The sequence below is a fragment of the Micromonospora ferruginea genome (assembly GCF_013694245.2).
Classification (GTDB): domain Bacteria; phylum Actinomycetota; class Actinomycetes; order Mycobacteriales; family Micromonosporaceae; genus Micromonospora; species Micromonospora robiginosa.
Window position 1 is genome coordinate 727,665 of record NZ_CP059322.2, and the last position, 25,118, is coordinate 752,782.

General features: G+C 71.7%; 23 protein-coding genes. 16 read left to right on the plus strand and 7 right to left on the minus strand.

All coding sequences use genetic code 11. The annotated features are described in order from the left end of the window. Nucleotides 1–12 precede the first annotated feature (12 nt). The 8 genes from H1D33_RS03455 (at nucleotide 13) to H1D33_RS03490 (ending at nucleotide 7,638) form a co-directional block, all read left to right on the plus strand. Nucleotides 13–1,173 (plus strand): branched-chain amino acid ABC transporter substrate-binding protein, encoded by a 1,161-nt coding sequence (locus tag H1D33_RS03455; protein ID WP_181569438.1) that lies wholly within the window; start codon nucleotides 13–15, stop codon nucleotides 1,171–1,173. Between the two features lie 106 nt (nucleotides 1,174–1,279). Continuing rightward, nucleotides 1,280–2,230 carry a branched-chain amino acid ABC transporter permease gene (locus H1D33_RS03460; protein WP_181569437.1) on the plus strand — a complete coding sequence of 317 codons (951 nt, stop codon included), beginning with the start codon at nucleotides 1,280–1,282 and terminating at the stop codon, nucleotides 2,228–2,230. Further along, a complete protein-coding gene (locus H1D33_RS03465; protein WP_181569436.1) occupies nucleotides 2,227–3,372 on the plus strand; it encodes a branched-chain amino acid ABC transporter permease in 1,146 nt (381 codons plus the stop codon). Before H1D33_RS03460 ends, H1D33_RS03465 begins: the two co-directional genes overlap by 4 nt. After that, entirely contained in the window at nucleotides 3,365–4,210 is an 846-nt protein-coding gene (locus H1D33_RS03470; protein WP_414685481.1) for an ABC transporter ATP-binding protein, read from the plus strand. The genes H1D33_RS03465 and H1D33_RS03470 overlap by 8 nt, the downstream gene beginning before the upstream one ends. Beyond that, nucleotides 4,200–4,910, plus strand: a complete 711-nt coding sequence (locus H1D33_RS03475; RefSeq protein ID WP_181569435.1) for an ABC transporter ATP-binding protein — start codon at nucleotides 4,200–4,202, stop codon at nucleotides 4,908–4,910. Before H1D33_RS03470 ends, H1D33_RS03475 begins: the two co-directional genes overlap by 11 nt. 30 nt (nucleotides 4,911–4,940) lie before the next feature. Beyond that, nucleotides 4,941–5,852: an ABC transporter substrate-binding protein gene (locus H1D33_RS03480; protein WP_181569434.1), complete on the plus strand. Its 912-nt coding sequence runs from the start codon at nucleotides 4,941–4,943 to the stop codon at nucleotides 5,850–5,852. 2 nt (nucleotides 5,853–5,854) lie between these two features. Next, nucleotides 5,855–6,835 (plus strand): amino acid ABC transporter permease, encoded by a 981-nt coding sequence (locus H1D33_RS03485; protein ID WP_181569433.1) that lies wholly within the window; start codon nucleotides 5,855–5,857, stop codon nucleotides 6,833–6,835. Next, on the plus strand, nucleotides 6,832–7,638 hold the full coding sequence (locus H1D33_RS03490) for an amino acid ABC transporter ATP-binding protein (RefSeq protein WP_281370390.1): 807 nt from the start codon (nucleotides 6,832–6,834) through the stop codon (nucleotides 7,636–7,638). Before H1D33_RS03485 ends, H1D33_RS03490 begins: the two co-directional genes overlap by 4 nt. Nucleotides 7,639–7,678: 40 nt before the next feature. Here the strand turns inward: H1D33_RS03490 and H1D33_RS03495 are convergent, their stop codons facing one another. Then, nucleotides 7,679–7,903 (minus strand): hypothetical protein, encoded by a 225-nt coding sequence (locus H1D33_RS03495; RefSeq protein ID WP_181569432.1) that lies wholly within the window; start codon nucleotides 7,901–7,903, stop codon nucleotides 7,679–7,681. A 112-nt stretch (nucleotides 7,904–8,015) separates the two neighbouring features. Between H1D33_RS03495 and polA the strand changes: the two genes are divergently transcribed. Continuing rightward, on the plus strand, nucleotides 8,016–10,715 hold the full coding sequence (polA, locus tag H1D33_RS03500) for a DNA polymerase I (protein WP_181569431.1): 2,700 nt from the start codon (nucleotides 8,016–8,018) through the stop codon (nucleotides 10,713–10,715). 22 nt (nucleotides 10,716–10,737) lie between these two features. Here polA and H1D33_RS03505 read toward each other — a convergent pair whose 3' ends face one another. The 3 genes from H1D33_RS03505 to H1D33_RS03515 form a co-directional block, all read right to left on the minus strand. Continuing rightward, complete coding sequence (locus H1D33_RS03505; protein WP_181569430.1) at nucleotides 10,738–11,085, minus strand: DUF3140 domain-containing protein; 348 nt, start codon at nucleotides 11,083–11,085, stop codon at nucleotides 10,738–10,740. Then, on the minus strand, nucleotides 11,072–11,290 hold the full coding sequence (locus H1D33_RS03510) for a hypervirulence associated TUDOR domain-containing protein (protein WP_181569429.1): 219 nt from the start codon (nucleotides 11,288–11,290) through the stop codon (nucleotides 11,072–11,074). Before H1D33_RS03510 ends, H1D33_RS03505 begins: the two co-directional genes overlap by 14 nt. 197 nt (nucleotides 11,291–11,487) lie before the next feature. Then, nucleotides 11,488–12,291 (minus strand): class I SAM-dependent methyltransferase, encoded by an 804-nt coding sequence (locus H1D33_RS03515; RefSeq protein WP_181569428.1) that lies wholly within the window; start codon nucleotides 12,289–12,291, stop codon nucleotides 11,488–11,490. Nucleotides 12,292–12,611: 320 nt separating this feature from the next. On the opposite strand from H1D33_RS03515, the gene rpsA reads away from it, so the two are divergent. Both rpsA and coaE read left to right on the plus strand, forming a co-directional pair. Further along, nucleotides 12,612–14,150, plus strand: coding sequence for a 30S ribosomal protein S1 (gene rpsA / locus H1D33_RS03520; RefSeq protein ID WP_181569427.1), 1,539 nt, complete (start codon nucleotides 12,612–12,614; stop codon nucleotides 14,148–14,150). 153 nt (nucleotides 14,151–14,303) lie between these two features. Next, nucleotides 14,304–15,482, plus strand: coding sequence for a dephospho-CoA kinase (gene coaE, locus H1D33_RS03525; RefSeq protein ID WP_181569426.1), 1,179 nt, complete (start codon nucleotides 14,304–14,306; stop codon nucleotides 15,480–15,482). A gap of 8 nt (nucleotides 15,483–15,490) precedes the next feature. On the opposite strand, the gene H1D33_RS03530 is transcribed toward coaE, so the two are convergent. Next, a complete protein-coding gene (locus H1D33_RS03530; protein ID WP_181569425.1) occupies nucleotides 15,491–17,014 on the minus strand; it encodes a hypothetical protein in 1,524 nt (507 codons plus the stop codon). Between the two features lie 302 nt (nucleotides 17,015–17,316). On the opposite strand from H1D33_RS03530, the gene uvrB reads away from it, so the two are divergent. Both uvrB and H1D33_RS03540 read left to right on the plus strand, forming a co-directional pair. Then, entirely contained in the window at nucleotides 17,317–19,428 is a 2,112-nt protein-coding gene (uvrB, locus tag H1D33_RS03535; RefSeq protein WP_181569424.1) for an excinuclease ABC subunit UvrB, read from the plus strand. A gap of 77 nt (nucleotides 19,429–19,505) precedes the next feature. Then, on the plus strand, nucleotides 19,506–20,405 hold the full coding sequence (locus tag H1D33_RS03540; protein ID WP_181569423.1) for a DUF5753 domain-containing protein: 900 nt from the start codon (nucleotides 19,506–19,508) through the stop codon (nucleotides 20,403–20,405). 93 nt (nucleotides 20,406–20,498) lie between these two features. Here H1D33_RS03540 and H1D33_RS03545 read toward each other — a convergent pair whose 3' ends face one another. Further along, on the minus strand, nucleotides 20,499–20,792 hold the full coding sequence (locus tag H1D33_RS03545) for an antibiotic biosynthesis monooxygenase family protein (protein WP_181569422.1): 294 nt from the start codon (nucleotides 20,790–20,792) through the stop codon (nucleotides 20,499–20,501). Nucleotides 20,793–20,854: 62 nt separating this feature from the next. Here H1D33_RS03545 and pnuC point away from each other — a divergent pair, with 62 nt between their 5' ends. The 3 genes from pnuC to H1D33_RS03560 all read left to right on the plus strand — a co-directional run bounded on the left by pnuC (nucleotide 20,855) and on the right by H1D33_RS03560 (nucleotide 24,119). Beyond that, on the plus strand, nucleotides 20,855–21,508 hold the full coding sequence (gene pnuC, locus H1D33_RS03550; protein WP_181569421.1) for a nicotinamide riboside transporter PnuC: 654 nt from the start codon (nucleotides 20,855–20,857) through the stop codon (nucleotides 21,506–21,508). Further along, complete coding sequence (locus tag H1D33_RS03555; RefSeq protein WP_246411711.1) at nucleotides 21,505–22,617, plus strand: AAA family ATPase; 1,113 nt, start codon at nucleotides 21,505–21,507, stop codon at nucleotides 22,615–22,617. Before pnuC ends, H1D33_RS03555 begins: the two co-directional genes overlap by 4 nt. 503 nt (nucleotides 22,618–23,120) lie before the next feature. Next, on the plus strand, nucleotides 23,121–24,119 hold the full coding sequence (locus H1D33_RS03560; RefSeq protein WP_181569420.1) for a TerC family protein: 999 nt from the start codon (nucleotides 23,121–23,123) through the stop codon (nucleotides 24,117–24,119). A 60-nt stretch (nucleotides 24,120–24,179) separates the two neighbouring features. On the opposite strand, the gene H1D33_RS03565 is transcribed toward H1D33_RS03560, so the two are convergent. Further along, nucleotides 24,180–25,097: a C40 family peptidase gene (locus H1D33_RS03565; protein WP_181569419.1), complete on the minus strand. Its 918-nt coding sequence runs from the start codon at nucleotides 25,095–25,097 to the stop codon at nucleotides 24,180–24,182. Nucleotides 25,098–25,118 lie beyond the last annotated feature (21 nt).

Sequence of the window (25,118 nt, forward strand, 5' to 3'; positions counted from 1 at the left end):
AGGGTTCGGGCCTTGAGGCAGAAGCTCGCACGCGTGATCGGCGGGGTCGCCATGCTGGCGCTCGTCGCCGGTGGTACCGCTTGTTCCAGCGGCAGCGACGATGAGGGTTCCGGGGGCAGCGCCTGCGGGAGCAAGATCGCTTTCTTCGGCGCGCTGACCGGTAGCTCGGCCGCGCTGGGCATCAACGAGAAGAACGGCGCCAAGCTGGCGGTCGACAAGTACAACAAGGAGAACCCGGACTGCAAGGTCGAGCTCGCCGAGCTCGACTCGCAGGGCAGCCCGGACCAGGCGCCCGGCCTGGCCCAGAAGGCGATCGACGACACCAAGATCCTCGGTGTCGTGGGTCCGGCCTACTCGGGTGAGTCGGAGGCCGCCGGTCCGCTGTTCAACGAGGCCGGTCTGGTCACCATCACCCCCTCCGCGACCAACCCGACCCTCGCCAAGAAGAGCTGGAAGACGTTCTTCCGGGCGGTCGGCAACGACCTGAGCCAGGGCCCCGCCGCCGGCGTCTACATCAAGAACGTGATCAAGGCCGACCGGGTCTACGTCATCGACGACCAGTCGGCGTACGGCGCCGGTCTGGCCGACGAGGTCAAGAAGGTGCTCGGCGCCTCGGTCGTGGGCAGCGACAAGGTCCAGGGCGAGGGCAAGCAGACCGAGTTCTCCGCGGTCGTCACCAAGGTCAAGGCCGCGAACGTCAAGGCGGTCTTCTACGGTGGCTACTACCAGGAGGCCGGCCTGATCCGCAAGCAGCTCACCGCTGCCGGCGTCACCGCCCCGCTGGTCGCCGGTGACGGCGTGAACGACGGCGCCTACATCACCTCCGCCGGTGCGGCCGCCGCCGAGGGCACCATCCTCACCTGCCCCTGCCAGCCGTCCACCGAGGCCCGCGGCTCCTTCGCCGCCGACTACAAGGCCCTGAACGGCACCGACCCGGGCACCTACAGCGACACCGCGTTCGACGCCGCGAACATCCTGCTGGCGGGCATCAAGGCCGGCAAGACCTCCCGCGCCGACCTGCTCGAGTTCGTCAAGGGCTACAGCGGCGAGGGCGTGGCGGCCAGCTACAAGTTCGTCGAGGGCGGCGAGCTGGACCCGGCGCAGGTCAAGGTCTGGGCGTTCAAGGTGCAGGGCGGCAAGGTTGTCCCGGACCAGGAGATCCCCAAGTCCTGATCGTCGATCGCTGCGACTGGCGATTGAGTTGTGAATCGCGGGTGCGGCCGGGAGCTGGCTCCCGGCCGCACCCCCTTTTTCTCTTCAGCGACGGAGCGTCCCTCCCTTGAACTTCGACGGACTGTTCTCCAACTTCGGGGAACTCACCACGACCGGCCTGACACAGGGTGCGATCTACGCCCTGGTCGCGCTCGGCTACACGCTTGTCTACGGCGTGCTCAGGCTCATCAACTTCGCCCACTCCGAGGTGTTCATCGCGGGCGCGTTCGCCGCGATCTGGACCTGGAACGGTTTCGGTCTCGACCAGAACTCCCAGGTCAGCGGCGTCGGCTCGATCCTGTTCTATCTGCTGGTGGCGATGATCGTGGCGGCCATCGCCTCGGCCGGCACCGCGACGGTGATCGAGCGGGTGGCGTACCGTCCGCTGCGCAAGCGCAACGCGCCCCCGCTGGCGTTCCTGATCACCGCGATCGGCGCCTCGATCGCGATCTCCGAGGCGTTCGGCGTCTACACCCGACGCCTGCCGGAGGGTGCGCCGTCGCTGGTCAGCTCGAAGCCGCTGTTCCACGTCGCCGGCGTGCCGATCGACAGCATCCAGCTCCTCACCATCGGCGCCGCCCTGGTGATGATGTTCGCGCTGGACCAGTTCATCAACCGCAGCCGCACCGGCCGTGGCATCCGGGCGGTGGCGCAGGACGCCAACACGGCGGCCCTGATGGGCGTGAACAAGGACCGGATCATCCTGATGGTCTTCATCGCCGGCGGCACCATGGCCGGCGTCGCGGGCCTGCTCTACGACGTACGGATCCAGACGCTGACCTACAGCGTCGGCTTCCTGCTGGGCCTCAAGGCGTTCACCGCGGCGGTGCTCGGCGGCATCGGCAACCTGCGGGGCGCGCTGGTCGGCGGCCTGCTGCTGGGCGTCGTGGAGAACTACGCCTCCGGCCTGTTCGGCAGTCAGTGGAAGGACTTCGCCGCGTTCGCGGTGCTGGTCGTGCTGCTGATGTTCCGCCCGACCGGCCTGCTGGGCGAATCACTGGGGAGGGCACGCGCATGACGACGACGGTAAATCCGCCGAGCCCGGAGCAGCAGGAGGGGATCGGGGTCCGGCTGCGGCAGGGCCGGGAGGCGATCGCGGACCGCTGGCACCACGCGCCGCGCTGGGTGCGCTGGGTGCTGCTGGCCGCGGTCATCGTGTTCTTCTACGCGCTGCCGAACAAGGAGTTCTACCAGTACCTCGGGCCGATCCCGACGCCCGGTGCGAACTTCACCCAGGTGCTCTTCACCGTCTCGATCTACGTGTTGCTGGCGGTCGGGCTGAACATCGTGGTCGGGTTCGCCGGCCTGCTCGACCTCGGTTACTTCGGCTTCTTCGCGGTCGGCGCCTACACCGTCGCGGTGCTCACGTCGCCGAGCAGCAACATCAAGACGCTGTGGCCGTGGCTGCTGGTGGTGCCGATCGCGATCGCGCTGACCATGGTCTCCGGCGTCATGCTGGGCACGCCGACGCTGCGCCTGCGCGGCGACTACCTGGCGCTGGTGACGCTCGGCTTCGCCGAGATGATCCGGATCGCGGCGGTCAGCTCCACGTTCCTCAAGGGGCAGCGGGGCTTCAGCGAGATCCCGCACCCGCCCGGCAAGTACGCCGACGGGCGGCCGTTCTTCGGTGTGCTCGACGCCCGCCCGTACTACTGGCTGGTGCTCACGCTGATCATCCTGGTGGTGATCGGGGTGCGGAACCTGACCCACAGCCGGGTCGGCCGGGCCTGGATCTCGATTCGGGAGGACGAGGACGCGGCCCAGTTGATGGGCGTGCCCACGTTCAAGTTCAAGCTGTGGGCGTTCGCCTCCGGCGCGGCGATCGCCGGCCTGGCCGGCGCGTTGTTCGCGGGTAAGCAGAACTTCGTCAACTCGCAGAACTTCGAGCTGCTCAACTCGATCATCATCCTGGCCGCGGTCATCTTCGGCGGCTCCGGCAACATCGTCGGCGCGATCGTCGGTGGCGGCCTGGTGGCGTACATGATCGAGCGGTTCCGCGGCATCGAGCTGTTCGGCATCGAGCTGTACGAGTACCGATTCCTCTTCTTCGGCCTGGTGCTCGTGGTCATGATGATCTTCCGGCCGCAGGGCCTGATCCCGAACCGGCGACGAGCGGCGGAGTTCAAGGACCGTCGCAAGGAGGTGATCGTCGGTGAGTGACACCGAGCAGACCCCGGCCGTTCCGGCCCAGGCGGCGGCGCCCGCCGTCGAGACGGTGGACGCGCGCGAGCCGTTGCTGGAGGTGGACCACGTCACGCTGCGCTTCGGCGGCGTGGTCGCGCTCAACGACGTGGACTTCACCCTCTACAAGGGCGAGATCCTCGGGCTGATCGGGCCCAACGGCGCGGGCAAGACCACCTGCTTCAACGCGATGACCGGCATCTACCAGCCCACCGAGGGGCAGATCCGGTTCCGGGGCGAGAAGATCAGCGGCAAGAAGCGCCACCAGATCACCCGGATGGGCATGGCCCGCACGTTCCAGAACATCCGGCTCTTCCCGGAGATGACCGCGCTGGAGAACGTCCAGGTCGGCGCGGACGCGCACCACAAGACCAGCGTGGTCTCCGCGTTGCTGCGCCTGCCGCGGCACTGGAAGGAGGAGCGCGAGGGGCGGGAGAAGGCCGAGCGCCTGCTGGAGTTCGTCGGCATCCGCAAGCGGATGCACGAGTTCGCCCGCAACCTGTCCTACGGCGAGCAGCGGCGCCTGGAGATCGCCCGCGCGCTCGCCACCGACCCGGTGCTGCTCTGCCTGGACGAGCCGGCCGCCGGCTTCAACCCGGCGGAGAAGGAGGAGCTGCTCCAGCTCATCCGGCAGATCCGGGACCAGGGCGTGACCGTGCTGCTGATCGAGCACGACATGCGCCTGGTGATGGGCGTGACCGACCGGATCGTGGTCCTGGAGTTCGGAAAGAAGATCGCCGAGGGGCTGCCCGCCGAGGTGCGGGACAACCCGAAGGTGGTCGCGGCGTACCTGGGGGTGCCGGACGATGCTGCTTGAGATCGAGGACGTGAGCCTGCTCTACGGGCGGATCCAGGCGCTGCACGGCATCAGCCTGACCGTGGACGAGGGCGAGATCGTCGCGCTGATCGGCGCGAACGGCGCCGGCAAGTCCACCACCATGCGGGCGATCTCCGGCATCCGGCCGATCGCCACCGGCAGCATCAGGTTCGCCGGTGAGGACATCTCCAAGCTCCGGGCCGACCTGCGGGTCCGGCGCGGGCTGTGCCAGGCGCCTGAGGGCCGGGGCATCTTCCCCGGCATGTCGGTGCTGGAGAACCTCGACATGGGCGCGTACACCCGGCGGGACAAGGCCGGCATCGCGCAGGACCTGGCGCGGGTGCTGGACCTGTTCCCCCGGCTGGCCGAGCGGCGCAAGCAGCCCGGCGGCACCCTCTCCGGCGGCGAGCAGCAGATGCTCGCGGTCGGCCGGGCGCTGATGAGCCGGCCGAAGCTGCTGCTGCTCGACGAGCCGTCGATGGGCCTCGCGCCGATGCTGATCCAGCAGATCTTCACCATCATCACGGAGATCAACCAGCAGGGCACCACCGTCCTGCTGGTGGAGCAGAACGCCCAGCAGGCGCTGGCCCGCGCGCACCGGGCGTACGTGCTGGAGACCGGCCGGATCGTCAAGAGCGGCACCGGCGCGGAGCTGCTGCACGACCCCTCGGTCAAAGAGGCCTACCTCGGCGTGGCCTGACCGACGCCCCCCTCGCAAAAGGAGTACCCCATGTTCCACCCCAACCCCGGCCGGCGGGCGGCGCTCGGCGTCGCCGGCGCGGCAGTCCTCCTGCTCTCCCTCGCCGCCTGCGGCGAGAAGGAGAACTCGTCCGAGCCCGGCGCGGGTCCCTCGGTGTCCGCCTCGGCGGACTCGGGCCTGGCCGCCAAGGTGCCGGACACGATCAAGGCCGACGGCGTGATCAAGGTCGGCACCGACTCGACGTACGCTCCGGCCGAGTTCCTCGACCAGGACGGGAAGACCGTGGTCGGCTTCGACGTGGAGCTGTTCAACGCGGTGGCGCAGAAGCTCGGCCTCAAGGCCCAGTACGAGTCGGCGCCGTTCGACTCGATCCTGCCGGGCATCGAGTCCGGCAAGTACGAGGTCGGCGTCTCGTCGTTCACCATCAACGCCGACCGGCTGAAGACCGTCAACATGGTCAGCTACTACTCGGCCGGCACCCAGTGGGCGACCAAGGCCGGGAACCCCGGCAAGGTCGACCCCGAGAACGCCTGCGGCAAGAAGATCGCCGTGCAGGTCGGCACCGTGCAGCTCGACGACATCACCGCCCGGTCGAAGAAGTGCACCGACGCCGGCAAGCCGGCGATCAGCATCGACCAGTACCAGGCGCAGAGCGACGCCACGGCCGCCATCGTCAGCGGCAAGGACGACGCCATGCTCGCCGACTCGCCGGTCGGCGCGTACGCGGTCAAGCAGAGCAACGGCCAGTTGGAGGTGCTCGGCGACATCTACGAGTCGGCCCCCTACGGCTACGCGGTGAAGAAGGACCAGCAGGCCTTCGCCGAGGTGCTCAAGGAGGCCGTGCAGGCGGTGATCACCGAGGGCAGCTACAAGTCGGCGCTCGCCAAGTGGGGCGTCGAGGGCGGCGCGATCACCAACGCCGAGCTGAACCCGTCGGCCTGACCATGTCGGTCGACACTGACACACCCGAACGGGCACGGCCGGAACCGATCAAGGCCGTGCCCGTGCGGCACCCCGGACGCTGGGTCGGCGTGGCGGTGATCGCGGTGCTGACCGCGATGTTCGTGCACATGCTGGTCACGAACGATGCGTTCAAGTGGTCGTTCATGGTGGACGAGATGTTCCGCCCACCGATCATGGAAGGGCTCCGGGGCACCATCCTGCTGCTGGTGACCTCGATGGTGATCGGCATCGGGCTGGGCATCGTCATCGCGATCATGCGGCTGTCGCCGAACCCGGTGCTCCGCGGCGTCTCCTGGGTCTACACCTGGTTCTTCCGCGCGGTGCCCCGGCTGGTGCTGGCGATCCTCTTCGGCAACCTCGGCATCCTCTGGTCACGCCTGGAGTTCGGCCTGCCCTTCGACCGGCAGATCGGTGCGCTGTTCGGGCTGCACGACTTCGAGGCGCGCCTGTTCGGCTTCACCGCGGTGGACATCCTCACCGGCTTCGTCGCCGGCATGCTGGCGCTGGGCCTGTCCGAGGCCGCCTACATGGCGGAGATCGTGCGCGCCGGCATCCAGTCGGTGGACGAGGGGCAGACCGAGGCGGCCCAGGCGCTCGGCCTGAGCCGGGGGCAGATCCTGCGGCGCGTCGTGTTGCCGCAGGCCATGCGGGTGATCATCCCGCCGACCGGCAACGAGACCGTGGCGATGCTCAAGGACACCTCGCTGGTGGCCTTCGTGCCGGTGTCCATGGAGCTGTTCTTCCAGCTCAAAGCGGTCGGTAGTCGGACGTTCCAACCGTTCCCGATGTACGTCGCCGCCACGCTCTGGTATCTGCTGCTGACCAGCGTGCTGCTGGTCGGGCAGTACTACCTGGAGCGGCACTACTCGAAGGGCTTCGGGCGCAGTGCCCGGGCCCGCCAGCGGCTGCGGGGCCTGGCCGCCGAGAGCGGCGGCACGACGAGCGGGACGGCGGCACCATGACCGAGACGATCGTTTCCCCCGGCGCGTCCGGGACGCAGAAGCCCGGTCTGATGGTGCGGGCCGAGCAGGTGCACAAGTCGTTCGGGCCGCTGGAGGTGCTCAAGGGCATCGACCTGGAGGTCCGCTCCGGCGAGGTGTGCTGTCTGCTCGGGCCGTCGGGCTCCGGCAAGTCGACGTTCCTGCGCTGCATCAACCACCTGGAGAAGATCGACGCCGGCCGGATCTGGGTCGACGGCGACCTGATCGGCTACCGGGAGCGCGGCGGGAAGCTGCACGAGATGCGGGACAAGGAGGTGGCCGCGCAGCGCCGGGCGATCGGCATGGTGTTCCAGCGGTTCAACCTGTTCCCGCACATGACCGTGCTGGGCAACGTCACCGAGGCGCCGGTGCTGCTGCGCCAGTCGAAGAAGGCGCAGGCCCGGGAGCGGGCCGCGGAGCTGCTGGAGCGGGTGGGGCTGGGCGACAAGCTCGGCGCGTACCCGGGTCAGCTCTCCGGCGGCCAGCAGCAGCGGGTGGCGATCGCCCGGGCGCTGGCCATGCAGCCGAAGCTGATGCTCTTCGACGAGCCGACCAGCGCGCTCGACCCGGAGCTGGTGGGCGAGGTGCTGGACACGATGAAGGACCTGGCCCGCGACGGCATGACGATGATCGTGGTGACCCACGAGATCGGCTTCGCCCGGGAGGTCGGCGACCACCTGGTCTTCATGGACGGTGGGGTGGTGGTCGAGCAGGGCGACCCGCGCGAGGTGATCGCGGCGCCGAAGCACGACCGGACGAAGGCGTTCCTGGCCAAGGTGCTCTGACCGGGTCCGGTGCGGCGTCGGCCGCACCGGACCCCGCCGGTCAGTTCACGAAGCCCCGGAGCAGCCAGCCGGGGCTCTGCGGCTCGCAGACGTAGGTCTGGTAGGTGCCGCTGCTGACCCGGGACTGCCCGACCGAGATGCACTTGGACTGAAGCGTGTAGACCCCGCCGTTGACCCAGCCGGCGAACGCCGGACCGCTCAGCACGGTCAGCGCGCCGGCCGTGGCGAGCGCCGGTACCAGAATTCGGACACCCCATCGTCGCATCGAGTCCTCCTTGACCTGCCATCGACTGATCTCCATACCGTAGTGGTTCGGTCGCGATCCGTGGGGGCTGCTGGTGCCGGGGATGTCGGGGTCACGGACTAGAGTCGCTGCCGTGACAGCTACGACGCCGCGCCTGCTCCTCGTCGACGGACACTCCCTGGCATACCGGGCCTTCTTCGCCCTGCCGGTGGAAAACTTCTCCACCACCACGGGGCAGCCGACCAACGCCGTCTACGGCTTCACCTCGATGCTGATCAACGTGCTCCGCGACGAGCAGCCGACGCACATCGTGGTCGCGTTCGACGTCTCCCGCCGCTCCTTCCGCACCGAGAAATACTCCGAGTACAAGGCCGGCCGCAGCGAGACCCCGACCGACTTCAAGGGCCAGGTGAGCCTGGTCAAGGAGGTCCTCGCGGCGCTGCGGGTGCCGGTGGTGGAGAAGGAGGGCTACGAGGCCGACGACGTCATCGCCACGCTCGCCTGCCAGGCCCGTGACCAGGGCATGGACGTGTTGATCACCTCCGGTGACCGGGACGCGTTCCAGCTCGTCGGCGATCGGGTCACCGTGCTCTACCCGCGCAAGGGCGTCTCCGACCTGGCCCGGATGGACCCGGCCGCGGTCGAGGCGAAGTACGGCGTCACCCCCGATCGCTACCGCGACCTGGCCGCCCTGGTCGGCGAGACCAGCGACAACCTGCCCGGCGTCCCGGGTGTCGGCCCGAAGACCGCAGCCAAGTGGATCAACCTCTACGACGGGGTCGAGGGCGTGGTGGCCCGCGCCGACGAGATCAAGGGCAAGGCCGGCGACAGCCTGCGCGAGCGGCTGGCCGACGTGATCCGCAACTACGAGATCAACTGCCTGGTCACCGACCTGGAGCTGCCGGTGCGTCCCGAGGACGCCCGCTGGCAGGGCTGGGACCGGGAGGCCGTGCACCAGGTCTTCGACACGCTCCAGTTCCGCATCCTGCGCGACCGGCTCTACCAATACCTGGAGGCCGTCGAGCCGGAGGCCGAGGCCGGCTTCGAGCTGGCCGGCGAGGTGCTGACCGAGCCGGGCGCGCTCGCCGGCTGGCTGGACACGCACGCCCCGGCGGGCGCGCCGGTCGGCCTGGCCGCCACGCTCGACACCGGCCCCAACCGGCGGCACACCGCGACCGTCACCGGGATGGCACTGGCCACCGCCGCCGGCGCGGCCGCCTGGTTCGACCCGGCCCGCCTGGAGGCCGGCGACGAGGCCGCCCTGGCCGGCTGGCTGGCCGACGCCGCGCGGCCCAAGGTGCTGCACGACAGCAAGCCGGCGGTGCTGGCGTTCGCCGCGCACGGCTGGGATCTGCAGGGCATCGCCCGCGACACCCAGATCGCCGCCTACCTGGCCCGCCCCGACCAGCGCTCCTACGACCTCACCGACCTGGCCCTGCGTTACCTGCACCGGGAGTTGCGCGTCGACGCCCCGGAGACCGGCCAGCTCACCCTGGACGGGTTCGGCGACGAGGGCGCCGCCGAGCAGAACCTGATGCTCCAGGCCCGGGCCACGCTCGACCTGGCCGACGCGATCGACGCCGAGCTGTCCCGCGACGGCGAGCAGTCCACCCGTCTGATGGCCGAGGTGGAGCTGCCGCTGATGCGGGTGCTCGCCGCCATGGAACGCACCGGCATCGCCGCCGACACCGACTACCTCTCCGAGTTGGAGGCGCACTTCGCCGCCGAGGTGAAGGCCGCCGCGCAGAGCGCCTACGAGGTGGTCGGCCGGGAGTTCAACCTGGGCTCGCCCAAGCAGTTGCAGGAGATCCTCTTCACCGAGCTGGCGCTGCCCAAGACCAAGCGGATCAAGACCGGCTACACCACCGACGCCGACGCCCTGCAGTGGCTCTACGCGCAGACCGAGCACCCGCTGCTGCACCACCTGCTGCGCCACCGCGACGTGGCCAAGCTCAAGTCGACGGTCGACGGGCTGCTCAAGTCGGTCTCCGACGACGGCCGGATCCACACCACGTTCAACCAGACCGTGGCCGCGACCGGGCGACTCTCGTCCACCGAGCCCAACCTGCAGAACATCCCGATCCGCACCGAGGAGGGGCGGCGGATCCGGCGCGCGTTCGTCGTCGGCGAGGGCTACGAGTGCCTGCTCACCGCCGACTACAGCCAGATCGAGATGCGGATCATGGCGCACCTGTCGACGGACGAGGCGCTGATCGAGGCGTTCAACTCCGGGCACGACTTCCACGCCGCGACCGCCTCCTCGGTCTTCACCGTCGAGGTCGCCGACGTCACCGCCGACCAGCGCCGCAAGATCAAGGCGATGAACTACGGCCTGGCGTACGGGCTGAGCGCGTTCGGCCTGTCCCAGCAGCTCGGCATCAGCGCCGAGGAGGCGCGCGGGCTGATGGAGAACTACTTCGCCGGCTTCGGCGGGGTCCGTGACTACCTCCACGAGGTGGTGGCCCGGGCCCGCCAGGACGGCTACACCTCCACCATCCTGGGCCGCCGCCGCTACCTGCCCGACCTGGTCAGCGACAACCGGCAGCGCCGGGAGATGGCCGAGCGGATGGCGCTCAACGCGCCGATCCAGGGCTCGGCGGCCGACATCATCAAGGTCGCCATGCTGCGCGTCGACGCCGCGCTGCGCGACGCCGACCTGCGCTCCCGGATGCTGTTGCAGGTGCACGACGAGCTGGTCTTCGAGGTCGCGCCGGGTGAGCGGGAGGCGTTGGAGGCGCTGGTGCGCGCGGAGATGGGCGCGGCCCACCCGCTGTCGGTGCCGATGGAGGTGTCGGTGGGCGAGGGCCGCGACTGGAACAGCGCCGACCACTGACCCCGGTCGGGGTCGCGGAATCTCAGCTCTTGAGCGGGTCGTGGCCCCAGTTCATCAGCGACCAGCGCCACTTCGTGTCGCGGACGTCGCCGGACGGGCGCTGGGCGAGGTGCCGGTGCACGTACCCGATCACCTTGCGCATGTGCTTGTAGTCGGCGGCGGTGAGCTGGTCACGCTTGCGACGCAGCAGGTCCACGATCTTGCGGCCGGAGTCGTGCCCGACCGACTCGCCGCCCTTGGTGCCCGGCTTGTGCCAGCCGACGTGCTTGGACTCGTCGGTCTCCAGCCAGCGGGTCAGTTCGGCGGGCTTCATGTTCACCGCGTCGGTGAACTCCCGGTACGTCTGCTGCGGGTCCTCACTGCGACTCATCGCGTAGCACCTCCGGTCGGTGGGCGACGTCGCGGCCGGAGTCGTCGTTGGTGATCCGGTACTGCGGCTGCTCCGCGGAGGCGTTCACCGGGTGCCCGCGGACGTGGGTGCGCTCGGTCAGCTTCTCCTTGACCACGCCGTACGCCCGACCGCTGTGGCTGGCCCAGGAGACGTGGTCGCCGGCGCGGAACTCCTTCTCGGCCATGCCGGCCGGTTACCCGGCGGCGGGGGCGAGTAACGGCCAGCCGGCGGTCAGGGACGGATCTCGGCGATCGGCAGCACGCTGCTGCCGAATCGGGTCCGGACACCAAGGGGAAGGTGGAGTCGAAGCGGGCTCGGCCGGCACGTGGCGACCGTACCGCCGCGTGACGTCACCGACGTCGCACCGGACGTGCGACGCGCTCAGCCGGCCGGCTTCTCCGAGACGAAGATGGCGGTGCCGGGGAAGAGTCGGCCGCGCAGCGGGCTCCACTGGCCCCAGATCCCCTCGTGCCCGGCCGGCCACTCCGGCTCCACCAGGTCGAGCAGGCGGAAGCCGGCGCCGACCAGCTCGCGGATCCGGTCGCCGAGGGTGCGGTGCTGCTCCACGTAGGTGGCCACGCCGTGCGCGTCCTGCTCGACGTAGGGGGAGCGGTCGAAGTACGAGTGCACGGCGGTCAGCCCACCCTCGCCGGGGTCGTCGAGGAAGATCCAGCGCATCGGGTGGGTGACCGAGAAGACCCACCGGCCGCCGGGGCGCAGCACCCGCGCCACCTCGCGCATCGCCGCCGCCGAGTCGTCCACGAACGGGATCGCGCCGAACGCGGTGCACACCGTGTCGAAGGCGGCGTCGGCGAACGGCAGGGCCAGCGCGTCGGCCTGGACCAGCGGCACGCGTACCCCGGTCCGGTCGGCGGCCTCGGCGGCGTGCCGCAGCATGCCGGCGGACAGGTCCAGGGCGACCGGCCGGGCGCCCTGGCCGGCGAGCCAGCGGGCGGCGGCGGCGGCGCCGGCGCCGAGTTCGAGGATCCGCCGGCCGGTGACGTCGCCGAGCAGCCGGGCGTCGGCCTCGCGCAGCCCCTCCGGGCACCACACGAAGTCGACGTCGCCGAGGAACGTGCCGTGCTCGGCCTGGTAGGCGTCGGCGTCGGTGTCCCACCAGCCGCGGTTGGCGCGGCGGATCTCGGCGGCGCCGACCCGCCGGCGGGTCACCCTGTCGTCGTCCACCCGTCCACGCTAGGACCGGCGCGGGCCGGCGGCGCGGCCGGGGCCGGCGTGTTGCCGGCGGGACTGATGTGACGGACGAGACACGGGTGGCCCCTTACCGCGCGAAATCTCCGCTTTCGCAGCCGGTGAGCTCGCACGGACCCGGGAGGGCTTGCACGCTGTGGTAATGCAGCGGGTAGGCTAGACGATGCGCTCGCGGATCGTGTGCCTCGGCAGGGAGCAGGTGCGCGGTCACCGGAGCCACTAATGATCTTCTCGCGTCGATCGTTCGGTGTGCCCGGCGGCGGATCCGTTGGCGCGGAAGAGTCACCGCGACACCCATGCCCGCTGTGACAACCCATCCGACCGGAGCAACCGCCCACATGACGAGCAGCATCGAGGCCACCTCGAGCGCCAACAAGGTCACGCACGACGATCTCGGCTCTGAGGAAGCTTTCCTCGCCGCTATCGACGAGACCATCAAGTACTTCAACGACGGCGACATTGTCGAAGGCACCGTCGTCAAGGTCGATCGGGACGAGGTCCTGCTCGACATCGGCTACAAGACCGAGGGCGTGATCCCCTCTCGGGAGCTGTCGATCAAGCACGACGTGGACCCGGCCGAGGTGGTTTCGGTCGGCGACCACATCGAGGCCCTCGTCCTCCAGAAGGAGGACAAGGAGGGTCGGCTGATCCTCTCCAAGAAGCGGGCGCAGTACGAGCGGGCCTGGGGCACGATCGAGAAGATCAAGGACGAGGACGGTGTCGTCCGCGGCTCGGTCATCGAGGTCGTCAAGGGTGGTCTCATCCTCGACATCGGCCTCCGTGGCTTCCTGCCGGCGTCGCTGGTCGAGATGCGGCGGGTGCGTGACCTGCAGCCGTACGTCGGCCGCGAGCTCGAGGCCAAGATCATCGAGCTGGACAAGAACCGCAACAACGTGGTCCTGTCCCGCCGGGCCTGGCTGGAGCAGACGCAGTCCGAGGTGCGCACCGAGTTCCTCAACAAGCTGCAGAAGGGCCAGGTCCGCAAGGGCGTCGTCTCGTCGATCGTCAACTTCGGCGCGTTCGTCGACCTGGGCGGCGTGGACGGCCTCGTGCACGTCTCCGAGCTGTCCTGGAAGCACATCGACCACCCGTCCGAGGTCGTCGAGGTGGGCCAGGAGGTCGAGGTCGAGGTCCTGGACGTCGACCTGGACCGCGAGCGGGTCTCGCTGTCGCTGAAGGCGACGCAGGAGGACCCGTGGCGTCAGTTCGCCCGCACCCACGCGATCCAGCAGATCGTGCCGGGTAAGGTCACCAAGCTGGTGCCGTTCGGCGCGTTCGTCCGGGTGGACGACGGCATCGAGGGCCTGGTCCACATCTCCGAGCTGGCCGAGCGCCACGTGGAGATCCCGGAGCAGGTCGTGCAGGTCGGCTCCGAGGTCATGGTCAAGGTCATCGACATCGACCTGGAGCGCCGCCGGATCTCGCTGTCGCTCAAGCAGGCCAACGAGGGCTTCGTCGAGGGCGAGGAGCACTTCGACCCGACCCTCTACGGCATGGCTGCCACGTACGACAACGAGGGCAACTACATCTACCCGGAGGGCTTCGACCCGGAGACGGGCGAGTGGCTCGAGGGCTACGACAAGCAGCGGGAGACCTGGGAGAACCAGTACGCCGAGGCGCGTCAGCGTTGGGAGGCCCACACCAAGCAGGTGCAGACCTCCCGCGCCGCCGACGCCGAGGCCGCTGCCAACCCGGCTCCGGCCACCAGCGCGTCGACCTCCACCTCCTCCTCGACCTCGTCGGCCCCGAGCCGTCAGGCCGAGGAGCCGGCCGGCACGCTGGCCACCGACGAGGCGCTCGCCGCGCTGCGCGAGAAGCTCGCCGGCGGCAAGTGACCGTCGGTCCGTCCCACCGGACGGACCAGCTCTGACGACGGGCCCCGTCCCCGCGTTCCGCACCAACGGAGCGCCGGGGGCGGGGCCCGCGGTCGTCTTCCGGGTCGGCGAGCCCGGTTTGGCGCGGGCCGGGTGATCGGGTTGACTGTCCGGATGCTGAAGGTGGGGCTGACGGGCGGGATCGGTTCCGGCAAGAGCGCGGTGGCGAGCCGCCTCGCGGGGCTCGGCGCGGTGGTCGTCGACTCGGACCGGATCGCCCGCGAGATCGTCGCCCCCGGCACCGAGGGGCTGGCCGAGGTGGTCGCCGCGTTCTCCGACCGGGTCCTCGGCCCCGATGGCGCGCTGGACCGCGACGCCCTGGGCGGGGTGGTCTTCGCCGACGAGTCGGCGCGCCGCCGGCTGGAGGCGATCACCCACCCCCGGGTACGCGCGCGGGCGGCCGAACTGGTCGCCGCGGCGCCCGCCGACGCGGTCGTGGTCAACGACGTGCCGCTGTTGGTCGAGGTGGGTCTCGCGCCGACGTACCACCTGGTGCTCGTGGTGCAGACGGCGGTGCCGACCCGGTTGGCGCGGCTGTCGCGCGACCGGGGGATGGATCCGGCCGAGGCCGAGCGGCGGATCGCCGCGCAGGCCGACGACGCCCGCCGGCAGGCGGCGGCGGACGTGCTGCTCACCAACGACGGCACGCTCGCCGACCTGCACGGCGCGGTGGACGACCTCTGGCGCGACCGGCTGCTGCCCTACGAGCGCCACGTCCGCGAGCGACGCGCGGTGCGTCCCGACCGGTCGACGCTCGCCGAGCCCGACCCGACCTGGGCCGAGCAGTACGCCCGACTGGCCGCCCGGATCCGGCACGCCGCCGGTGGCGACCTCCGGGTCGACCACGTCGGGTCCACCGCGGTGCCCGGCCTGAGCGCGCCGGACGTCATCGACGTCCAGCTCACCGTGCCCTCGCTGGCGGAGGCGGACGGCCCGCTCGCCGACCGGTTGGCCGAGGCGGGCTTTCCCCGACTGCCCGGCGAGTGGTGGGACGCGCCGCGCCGGCCCGACCGGGTGCACTGGGCGAAGCGGGTGCACGCCGGCGCGGACCCGGGTCGTCCGGCGGTCGTCCACCTGCGGGCGGCCGGCTCGGCCGGCTGGCGCCACGCGTTGCTGATGCGCGACCACCTCCGCGCCGATCCGGCGCGGCGGGCCGCGTACCTGCAGGTCAAGCGGGACCTGGTGGCGACCGCGCCGGAGAGCGCCGAGCAGGGCACGCTCACCGACCCGTGGTTCGACGAGGAGCACCTGCGGGCCGAGAAGTGGGCCGCGCAGACCGGCTGGCGGCCCTGACCCACGGCTCAGGAGGCCGTCGCGGGGCCGGGGGAGAGGTCGAGGCGGAGCCACACGCCGCGCCCGCTGCGCAGCTCCAGCCGGTGCGGCAGCCCGGTCCGGTCGAGCCACCAGCGCAGGCCGCCGGGCACCTCCACGACGTCGACCGTCCGGTCGGCCGCCTGGTCCTCCCGGATCCGGACCGCCGGTCCGTCCGGGGGGTGGACGCCGGCCAGCAGCGACGTGGAGAGCAGTCGGTCCACCTCGTCGCCGGGTCCGGGGGGCGCGGGATCGTCCGGGTGGGCCACGGCGCCGGCGTGGACCTCGCGCCGGGTGCGCCGGCCGGTGTCCGCGTCGGTCACGGTGACGGCGGCGGAGGCCCTCGTCCAGCTCAGCGTGCCGGTGCCGTCGAGGTTGGCGGACGGGCCGAACGGGGCGGCCACGGACAGCGTCGCGCCGCCGGCGGCCCGGAGTCGAGCGGGCAGCCGGGCCAGCCGGTCGGCCTCGTCGTCGGTCAGCGGCCGGGGTTGGCCGGGCCGACCGCCGAGCGCGTCGATCGGGTGCGTGGTGGGCCGGTCCACGCGCACCAGGTCGACCGTGACCGCCGTGCCGTCGGGCAGCCGGCCGGTGAGCCGGTGCAGCCGGGCGTCCCGGTCGAGCCAGAGCGTCGGCCGGGGGTCGCCGGTCGGGACGGCCAGCGGGGCCCGGAGCACGTCCACGCCGACGCCGGCGATGCTCTCCCGGCGCAGCCAGCGGCCGTCCCGCCCGACCGGGTCGACCCGGTCCGCGCCGAGTCCGAGCAGCAGGTCGCGGACCGCGTCCAGGCCGCGCCCGGCGACCGGCTCGCGGAGCCGCCACCGGTCCTCCGGCGGCACCAGCGGGGGACGTGCGGGCGTGGGCAGCGCGGTCGCGTCGGGGCGGACCAGCAGCGTCGACGCGGTGGCCTGGACGAGCCCCCGGTCGGCCCCCGCGCCGGGCCCGCCGACGTCCAGGTAGACCAGCGGCCGGGCCCAGTCGACCCAGCCGAGCAGGTCGGTCCGGTCCCGGCCGGCGCCGACGGTGACCCGGACGCCGGCGCGGACGTCACGCAGGTTGGTGACCCGCAGCGCGGCCACCCGGTCCGCCTCGGCCGCGCTCAGCGGGCGCTCCCCGTCACCCGGGCCGGGCTGCGGCGGCCCGCTGAGCAGGCCGGTGACCAGGACGGTCGCCGAGGCCGCGGCGGCCACCACGAGCGCGGCCAGCGCGGCTCGCCGCCGGGTCGGGCGCTCGGGCGGGTCGTCCGCGCCGTCCAGCGCGGGGTCGCCGCCCGCCGCGGCGGCCGGCGGGCGGCCGGCGGCGGGATCGGTGCGCCGGCGACGGCCGGTGGCCGGGCGGGCCGGGGTGTTGGTGCGGCCGCGACGGTGACCTCGGCCCGGTTCGCGGGGGACCGGCTGGTCGCCGCCGCCGCGCGCGGTGGACCGGTGCGGGCGGCCCACGGCGCGCTGCCGGGCCGGCTCCGGCGCTTCGCCGGGCGCGTGGTCGCGTCGCGGCCGGCGATCGGGAGAGGTCTCCACGAGTGGAGAACGCGAGGACGGGGTTCCGGGTGACGTGGCAGGGGCGCTCGCGGCGGCCGGTGAGCGCCTCAGCGCGACCACCGTGGGCGCGCACGCCGGTCGTCCCGGGTGCTGCGGCCCCTGGCGCCGGGGGCGGCCGGGCCCCGCGAGGGGGCGGCCACCGGCCCGGTCGGCCGCCGCGAGCGGCCTACGGTACGAGGGTAGTCCGGTGAGATGAGCCACACAATGGGAATATCGAAGCCGGTCAGGGACGGTCCGTGGTCGGGCCGGAAGTGTCGGACCGCGGGCGTACCGTTGGTGTCATGGCGCTCGACATTCCCCGGCTCGACGGCCGTTTCCAGGTCGTCAGCGACTTCCAGCCGGCCGGCGACCAGCCGGCGGCCATCGACGACCTTGAGCGACGTGTGCGGCGCGGCGACCGCAACACGGTGCTGCTCGGCGCGACCGGCACCGGCAAGAGCGCCACCACGGCGTGGCTGGTCGAGCGGTTGCAGCGGCCCACCCTGGTGCTCGCGCCCAACAAGACCCTCGCCGCGCAGCTGGCCAAGGAGTTCAGCGAGCTGCTGCCGCACAACGCGGTCGAATACTTCGTCTCCTACTACGACTACTACCAGCCCGAGGCCTACATCCCGCAGACCGACACCTACATCGAGAAGGACTCCTCGATCAACGAGGAGGTCGAGCGGCTGCGGCACTCGGCCACGATGTCGCTGCTCACCCGGCGGGACGTGATCGTGGTCGCGACCGTGTCGGCGATCTACGGCCTGGGCACGCCGGAGGAATACCTCGACCGCGCGGTGCGGGCCGCGGTGGGGCAGGAGCTCGACCGCGACCAGTTGCTGCGTCGGCTGGTCGACATCCAGTACACCCGTAACGACATGGCCTTCCAGCGCGGCACCTTCCGGGTGCGCGGTGACACGCTGGAGATCATCCCGGCCTACGAGGAGCTGGCCGTCCGGATCGAGCTGTTCGGCGACGAGATCGAGAAGCTCTACTACCTCAACCCGTTGACCGGTGACGTGGTCCGCGAGGTGGACAGCCTGGTCATCTTCCCGGCGACGCACTACGCGGCCGGCCCGGAGCGGATGGAGCGGGCCATCCGCGACATCGAGGCCGAGCTGGCCGAGCGGCTGGCCGAGCTGGAGCGGCAGGGCAAGCTGCTGGAGGCGCAGCGACTGCGGATGCGCACCACCTACGACATCGAGATGATGCGGCAGGTCGGTTTCTGCTCCGGCATCGAGAACTACTCCATGCACATGGACGGCCGGTTGCCCGGCAGCCCGCCGCACTGCCTGCTCGACTACTTCCCCGACGACTTCCTCACCGTGGTCGACGAGTCGCACGTGACCATCCCGCAGATCGGCGGGATGTACGAGGGCGACGCCTCCCGCAAGCGGATGCTGATCGACCACGGCTTCCGGCTGCCCAGCGCCGCCGACAACCGGCCGCTGCGCTTCGACGAATACCTGGAGCGGGTGGGCCAGTCGGTCTTCCTCTCCGCCACCCCCGGGCCGTGGGAGCTGGAGCAGGCCAAGGGCGAGTTCGTCGAGCAGGTGATCCGGCCGACCGGCCTGATCGACCCCGAGGTGGTGGTCAAGCCGACCAAGGGGCAGATCGACGACCTCATGCACGAGATCAAGCTGCGCACCGAGCGCGACGAGCGGGTGCTGGTCACCACGCTGACCAAGAAGATGGCCGAGGATCTCTCCGACTACCTCCTGGAGAACGGCATCCGGGTGCGCTACCTGCACTCCGAGGTGGACACGCTGCGCCGCGTCGAGCTGCTGAGCGAGCTGCGCAAGGGCGACTACGACGTGCTGGTCGGCATCAACCTGCTGCGGGAGGGTCTCGACCTGCCCGAGGTCTCCCTGGTGGCGATCCTCGACGCCGACAAGGAGGGCTTCCTGCGCAGCGGCCGGTCGCTGATCCAGACCATCGGCCGCGCGGCCCGGAACGTCTCCGGCCAGGTCCACATGTACGCCGACAAGATCACCCCGTCGATGGCGTCCGCGATCGACGAGACGAACCGGCGTCGGGCCAAGCAGATCGCGCACAACGAGGCGCACGGGATCAGCCCGGAGCCGCTGCGCAAGAAGATCCACGACATCCTCGACGACATCTACCGCGAGGCGGAGGACACCGAGAACACCACCGTCGGCGGCGCCGCGCGGCAGCTCTCCCGGGGCAAGGCGCCGGTCAAGGAGACCCGCAGCCGGGGCGGTCGGGGCGGCGCGGCGACGCCGTCGCGCGAGGGGATGGCCCGGGCCGACCTGGCCAACCTCATCCAGGAGCTCAACGACCAGATGCTGGCCGCCGCGCGGGAGCTCCAGTTCGAGCTGGCGGCGCGCATCCGCGACGAGGTCGCCGACCTGAAGAAGGAGCTGCGGGGGATGGACGCGGCCGGGGTGCGGTGACGAGCACCTGTCGCTCTGCGCGAGCGAGGTATTGCCGTGTGTGATGGTCATGCGTACGCTCCCAGCGGGAGGCGCGCATGGCGTTGTCAGCAAGTCCTGTGGTGCGGCGGGTGCGGCTCGGCGTGGAACTGCGCCGGCTGCGCCGCCGTGAGTCGCTCACGCTCGAACAGGTCTGCACCCGGCTCGGGTGGGCGTCCACCTCGAAGCTGTCTCGCATCGAGCTGGGCCAGAGCCGACCCGACCTGGCCGACGTCCTCGACCTGCTCGACGTCTACGAGGTGCCGTCGCACCAGCGCGACGACCTGATCGTCATCGCCCGGGACGCCGCCACCGGGCGCGGCTGGTCCAAGGCGCTGGGCGAGATGGGCGAGCGGCAGCGGGCGTACGCGGAGCTGGAGGCGGGCGCCGAACGCATCGTGGAATACCAACCGGCGCTGGTGCCCGGCCTGCTGCAGACCCCGGCGTACGCCCGGCTGCGGGTGGCGGCCGGGGCGTCGCTGGCCGGCGAGGTGGACGTGGACGCCGACGTGCGGGCCCGGGCCGTGCGCCAGGAGCTGCTGGTCCGGCCGGATCCGCCGCACTACACCGCGCTGCTCGACGAGCGGGCCTGCGAGCCGAACGGGCTGCCGGGGGAGGTGTGGCGGGAGCAGGTGCGGCACCTGCTGGCGCTGGCCGAGCGGTCGCACGTGACGATCCGGGTGCTGCCCCGCGGCGCCTCGTCCGGCGACGACCTGCACCCGCTGGCGCCGTTCTCCTACTACGCCTATCCCGACCCGGACGACCCGCGCACCGTGCTGGTGGAGACGCTCACCACCGACCTGCGGCTGGTCGCCGAGGCCGACGTGGCGCGCTACGAGCAGGTGATCGAGCGACTGCTCGCGGCGGCGCTGCCGGAGGACGCGACGGTCGAGCTGCTGACCCGCGGGCTCGGCGCCCCGACGGTGCCCCGGCAGCGCGACCCGCACGAGCTGGAGTGAGGCCGCCGCGCGCCCACCGGGCCCGGCGCCCCCGATGCCCGCCGGGACCGGTGGCCGCGCGTCGCGCGCAGGCTACGTGAGGGGTACGACAGTTCAGGCCGGCACGTCGACGAAGTGCTCGACCAGCGGCGGGCCGGCGAAGTGGGGCCCGATCAGCCCACGCCACCGCCCGAAGCGCTCGGTCTGCCGGAAGTTCACGTCGTGCGCCTCCACCGAGTCCCACTCGACCAGCAGCACGAACCGGGTGGGCGACTCCACCCCGCGGGTCATCCGCACCGAGCGGCAGCCTTCGCTGCCGGCGAGGATCGGCCGCGCCTGCGCGTAGGCGGCGGCGAAGTCGTCCTCGTGCCCGGGCGTCACGTCGATCAGCGCGACCTCAAGAACCATGCCCGAAGCCTCCCATGCCGGCGGTCCACCGGTACGCTCCGGGTGCTCTCGGGGAGGACTTCATGCTCGACTGGCTCACCGGCACCGTGTTCACCGTGTGGGGCGCCGGCACCACCTGGGCCGAGCTGCTCGGCTTCGTCACCGGCGTGGTCAACGTCTGGCTGGTCGCGCGCCAGCACATCGCGAACTGGGCGATCGGCATCGCCAACGTGCTGCTGCTGATGGTGCTGTTCTGGACCGCCGGCCTGTACGCCGACGCCGGACTCCAGATCGTCTACGTGGCGCTCGGCGTCTACGGCTGGTGGCACTGGCTGTTCGGCGGTGACCGGCGCGGCCGGCTCACGGTGGCCCGCACCGGGCGGCGGGAGTGGTGGGCGCTGGGCGCGGCCGGGCTGCTGCTCACCGCCGGGCTGTGGGTGTTCCTGGACCGAGCCACCGACTCCACCGTCCCGCTGGCCGACGCGGTCACCACCGCGTTGTCGCTGCTGGCCACCTACGGCCAGACCCGCAAGCTGGTGGAGAGCTGGTGGCTGTGGATCGCCGCCGACCTGATCTACATCCCGCTCTACGCGTACAAGGGACTCTGGCTGACCGGCGGTCTCTACCTGATCTTCCTGGCTCTCTGCGTGGTCGGCCTGCGGGCCTGGCGGGCGGACCTGCGCCGGCGCGCGGCGGCCACGCCGGTGCCGCCCGGCCCGGCGCCGGTGGCCGCGTGAGCGAACTGGGCCGGCGGTTCCGGCACGGCCTGGTGGTCGGCAAGTTCTATCCACCGCACGCCGGGCACCACGCGCTCGTCGAGGCCGCCGCGGCCCGGTGCGCGGCGGTGACCGTGGTGGTGGCGCCGTCCCGTCGGGAGTCGATCCCGCTGGAGCTGCGGCTGGACTGGCTGCGCGAGGTGCACGCCGGCACGCCGTGGGTGCGGTTCGTCGGTCGCCACGACGACCACCCGGTCGACTACGCCGACCCGGCGGTCTGGGACCTGCACTGCGCGGTGTTCGCCGACGCGCTCGGCGGGGCGTCGGTGGACGCGGTCTTCTCCTCCGAGGCGTACGGCGAGGAGTTGGCCCGCCGGTTCGGAGCGGTCGCGGTCGACGTGGATCCGCGCCGGGCGGCGGTGCCGGTGTCCGGCACCGCCGTGCGCGCGGACCCGGCGGCGCACTGGCGGTGGTTGAGCCCGCCGGTGCGGGCGTGGCTGGCCCGGCGGGTGGTCGTGGTCGGCGCCGAGTCCACCGGCACCACGACCATGGCGCGGGCGCTCGCCGAGCACTACCGCACCGCCTGGGTGCCCGAGTACGGCCGGGAGCTGACCGAACGCAAGCTCGCCGCGCTGCGCCGGTCCCGGCCGGAGGCGACCGTCTTCGACGTCATTTGGGACCGCGACGATTTCGTCGAGGTGGTCCGCGAGCAGCAGGCCGCCGAGGACGCGGCGGCGCGGGTGTGCGGGCCGCTGCTGTTCGGCGACACCGACGCCCGGGCCACCGCGGTCTGGGAGGAGCGTTACCTCGGGTCGTCCGGCGCCGAGGTGCGCGCGGCCGCCCGACGTCCGGCGCTCTACCTGCTCACCGACCACGAGGGGGTGCCGTTCGCCGACGACGGCCTGCGCGACGGCGAGCACCTGCGGGCGTGGATGACCGACCGGTTCCGCGCGGAGCTGGCCGGGCTCGGGGTGCCGGCCGTCGAGTTGCGCGGGACCCACGAGGAGCGGATGGCCGTCGCGACCGCCGCCTGTGACGCCCTGCTCGCCGCCGGCTGGTCCTTCGTCGACCCGGTGCTCCCCGCCGACCCGGTGTCGTCCGCCGGTGCGGTGCCGTCCGACGGCGCGTGATCCGGCGCCGCGCGGCAGACCTCCGACCTCGGAGACCGTGAATCGGTGGTGTGCCGGTCGTCGGGCGTGTCGCGACCCGAAAAGAAGGCCGACTGTGAGCGATATGCCTGTCAGTCATAAATATGACCAGGAGGTATGTCGCTCGCAAGACGTGGTGTCGCCTGCGCCGCGTTCCGGATCCGGGACGCGGCTAGTCTCCTAGGACGCTCAAGCGGACGTGACACGTGGCACGTGCGGACGGCAGATCGGCGCCCGGAGATGCGCCAACCGGGTGCGATGGTGAAGAATGGCGGCCGAGGAGGGGAGTATTCCCCCGCGACGGAGTCGTCAGCACGGAAGAGCGCCAGCACCCCCCGGCGCCTCGACCCGGCTCCGTCGGTCGGAGCCCACCCGGGTTTCGGCGGAAGAGACCTCCGACAGTCACCAGAGTCAGCGTCGACGCACCCCGGCCCCACACCCGGCGTACGGTGTGCCCGACGCTGCGTGTCTGCCGGAGGATGGATTTGAACGTGTCCGCATTGGTGTGGGCGGTAACCCTGACCGCGATGATCGCGGTCCTGTTGGCCGACCTGTTCATCATCGGCCGACGCCCGCACGAGCCCAGCGTCCGCGAGTCCAGCCTCTGGGTCGGCTTCTACGTCGCGCTGGCCCTGCTCTTCGGCGTGGTGCTCTGGCTGACCGCCGGGGCGAGCGTGGCCGGGCAGTTCTACACCGGTTGGCTCACCGAGTACAGCCTCTCGGTCGACAACCTCTTCGTCTTCGTGATCATCATGGCCCGCTTCGGGGTTCCCCGGCAGTACCAGCAGAAGGTGCTGCTCATCGGCATCCTGCTGGCGCTGGTCATGCGGGGTGGGTTCATCGCCGCCGGCGCCGCGCTGATCGCCCAGTTCTCCTGGGTCTTCTACATCTTCGGCGCGTTCCTGATCTACACCGCGGTGAACCTGGCCCGCCAGGGCGAGCCGGACGAGGACGAGTTCAGCGAGAACGTGCTGATCCGGTGGAGCCGTAAGGCGCTGCCGCTGTCCCGGGACTTCGACGGGGCGCGGATGACCACCCGGGAGAACGGCCGCCGGCTGTTCACCCCGATGCTGATCGTGATGATCGCCATCGGCACCACCGACCTCATCTTCGCGCTCGACTCGATCCCGGCGATCTTCGGCATCACCCAGGAGCCCTACCTGGTCTTCACCGCCAACGTGTTCGCGCTGATGGGGCTGCGGCAGCTCTACTTCCTGCTGGGCGGCCTGCTGGACCGGCTCATCTACCTCAGCTACGGGTTGGCCGTGGTGCTCGGCTTCATCGGCGTCAAGCTGGTGCTGGAGGCGCTGGCCGACAACAACCTGCCGTTCATCAACGGCGGTGAGCACGTGGGCTGGGCGCCGCACATCCCGATCTGGCTCTCCCTGACCGTCATCCTCGGCACGCTGGCCGTGGCCACGGCGGCGAGCCTGGTCAAGTCCTCGCGGGACCGGCGTCGGGAGTTGGCCGAGGCGCGTCGCTGACCGACCGGCTCGTCGGGGGCGTTTCCGCTGTGCGGGAACGCCCCCGCGACGGTTCCGGGGTCAGACCCGGTGCGCGCCGACCAGGGTGGCGACCCGGGCCGCCGGGAGTTCCTCCTCGACCACCCGGCGGGTGAGGTAGCACGCGTGCAGCATCCGGCGCCGGCCGCCGTGCGGGTCGGCCGAGACGATGCCGACGTGGTGGATGCGCCGGCCGGGGCGGGCGAAGAAGTAGAGGTCGCCGGGGCGCTCGTCGTCCAGCGCCAGCGGGGTGGTCGCCTCGGCCTGGTCGTCGGCGTCGCGGGGCAGCGTCACGCCGTACCGCCGCCAGGCCAGGTGGACCAGCCCGGAGCAGTCGATGCCGTCGGTGGACAGGCCGCCCCAGATGTAGACCAGGTCACGCAGCCGCTCGGCGACGGCCAGCACCTCCTTGGCCTCGGGTCGCTCGGCGGGCAGCGGCACGAGGTCGCCCTCGGGGGCCCAGAGCGGGGTCGCCCGGCCGGGGGCCCGGACCGGCCGCCAGCCGTCCACCGGCCGTCCGGCGGAGTCGAGGCGGGTGCCCAGAACCACCCCGGCGAGCGCCGGGGGCCCGTCCGCCGCCTCGTGCAGCGTGGTGCGGCGGACGTCGACGACGAGCGCGGACGCGGATGGCCCGGCGTCGGCGGGCCCGGTCAGGTGGGCGGCCCGCATCCAGCCCGGATAACCACGCGGGTCCAGCTTGGCGGCGGGCTGCCCGAGGGCGACCACCCGCACCCAGCCGTCCGGCCCCGCGCCGGTGACCAGCACCGGCTCGCCGAGCAGCAGTTGGGTCAGCACGCAGTCGCCGACCCGCTGGTCGTGGTCCATCCCGGCGATCCACGCGGCGACGTCGGGGGAGTCGCGCAGCGCCGGCTCGTCGATCGGGCGGACCGCGTCGGGGGTTGTCCACAGGGTCGCCACCGGGACCCGTACGACGGCCTGGTGGCCCGGTTGAGGCGCCATCCGCACCCCTCCTCCCACGCT

Excerpts from the sequence above, each read along its gene's own strand:
- H1D33_RS03465 (WP_181569436.1), top strand. The coding sequence starts at position 2,227 with ATGACGACGACGGTAAATCCGCCGAGCCCGGAGCAGCAGGAGGGGATC.
- H1D33_RS03475 (WP_181569435.1), top strand. The coding sequence starts at position 4,200 with ATGCTGCTTGAGATCGAGGACGTGAGCCTGCTCTACGGGCGGATCCAG.
- H1D33_RS03480 (WP_181569434.1), top strand. The coding sequence starts at position 4,941 with ATGTTCCACCCCAACCCCGGCCGGCGGGCGGCGCTCGGCGTCGCCGGC.
- H1D33_RS03485 (WP_181569433.1), top strand. The coding sequence starts at position 5,855 with ATGTCGGTCGACACTGACACACCCGAACGGGCACGGCCGGAACCGATC.
- H1D33_RS03490 (WP_281370390.1), top strand. The coding sequence starts at position 6,832 with ATGACCGAGACGATCGTTTCCCCCGGCGCGTCCGGGACGCAGAAGCCC.
- H1D33_RS03495 (WP_181569432.1), bottom strand. The coding sequence starts at position 7,903 with ATGCGACGATGGGGTGTCCGAATTCTGGTACCGGCGCTCGCCACGGCC.
- H1D33_RS03505 (WP_181569430.1), bottom strand. The coding sequence starts at position 11,085 with ATGAGTCGCAGTGAGGACCCGCAGCAGACGTACCGGGAGTTCACCGAC.
- H1D33_RS03510 (WP_181569429.1), bottom strand. The coding sequence starts at position 11,290 with ATGGCCGAGAAGGAGTTCCGCGCCGGCGACCACGTCTCCTGGGCCAGC.
- rpsA (WP_181569427.1), top strand. The coding sequence starts at position 12,612 with ATGCCCGCTGTGACAACCCATCCGACCGGAGCAACCGCCCACATGACG.
- coaE (WP_181569426.1), top strand. The coding sequence starts at position 14,304 with ATGCTGAAGGTGGGGCTGACGGGCGGGATCGGTTCCGGCAAGAGCGCG.
- uvrB (WP_181569424.1), top strand. The coding sequence starts at position 17,317 with ATGGCGCTCGACATTCCCCGGCTCGACGGCCGTTTCCAGGTCGTCAGC.
- H1D33_RS03540 (WP_181569423.1), top strand. The coding sequence starts at position 19,506 with ATGGCGTTGTCAGCAAGTCCTGTGGTGCGGCGGGTGCGGCTCGGCGTG.
- H1D33_RS03545 (WP_181569422.1), bottom strand. The coding sequence starts at position 20,792 with ATGGTTCTTGAGGTCGCGCTGATCGACGTGACGCCCGGGCACGAGGAC.
- pnuC (WP_181569421.1), top strand. The coding sequence starts at position 20,855 with ATGCTCGACTGGCTCACCGGCACCGTGTTCACCGTGTGGGGCGCCGGC.
- H1D33_RS03565 (WP_181569419.1), bottom strand. The coding sequence starts at position 25,097 with ATGGCGCCTCAACCGGGCCACCAGGCCGTCGTACGGGTCCCGGTGGCG.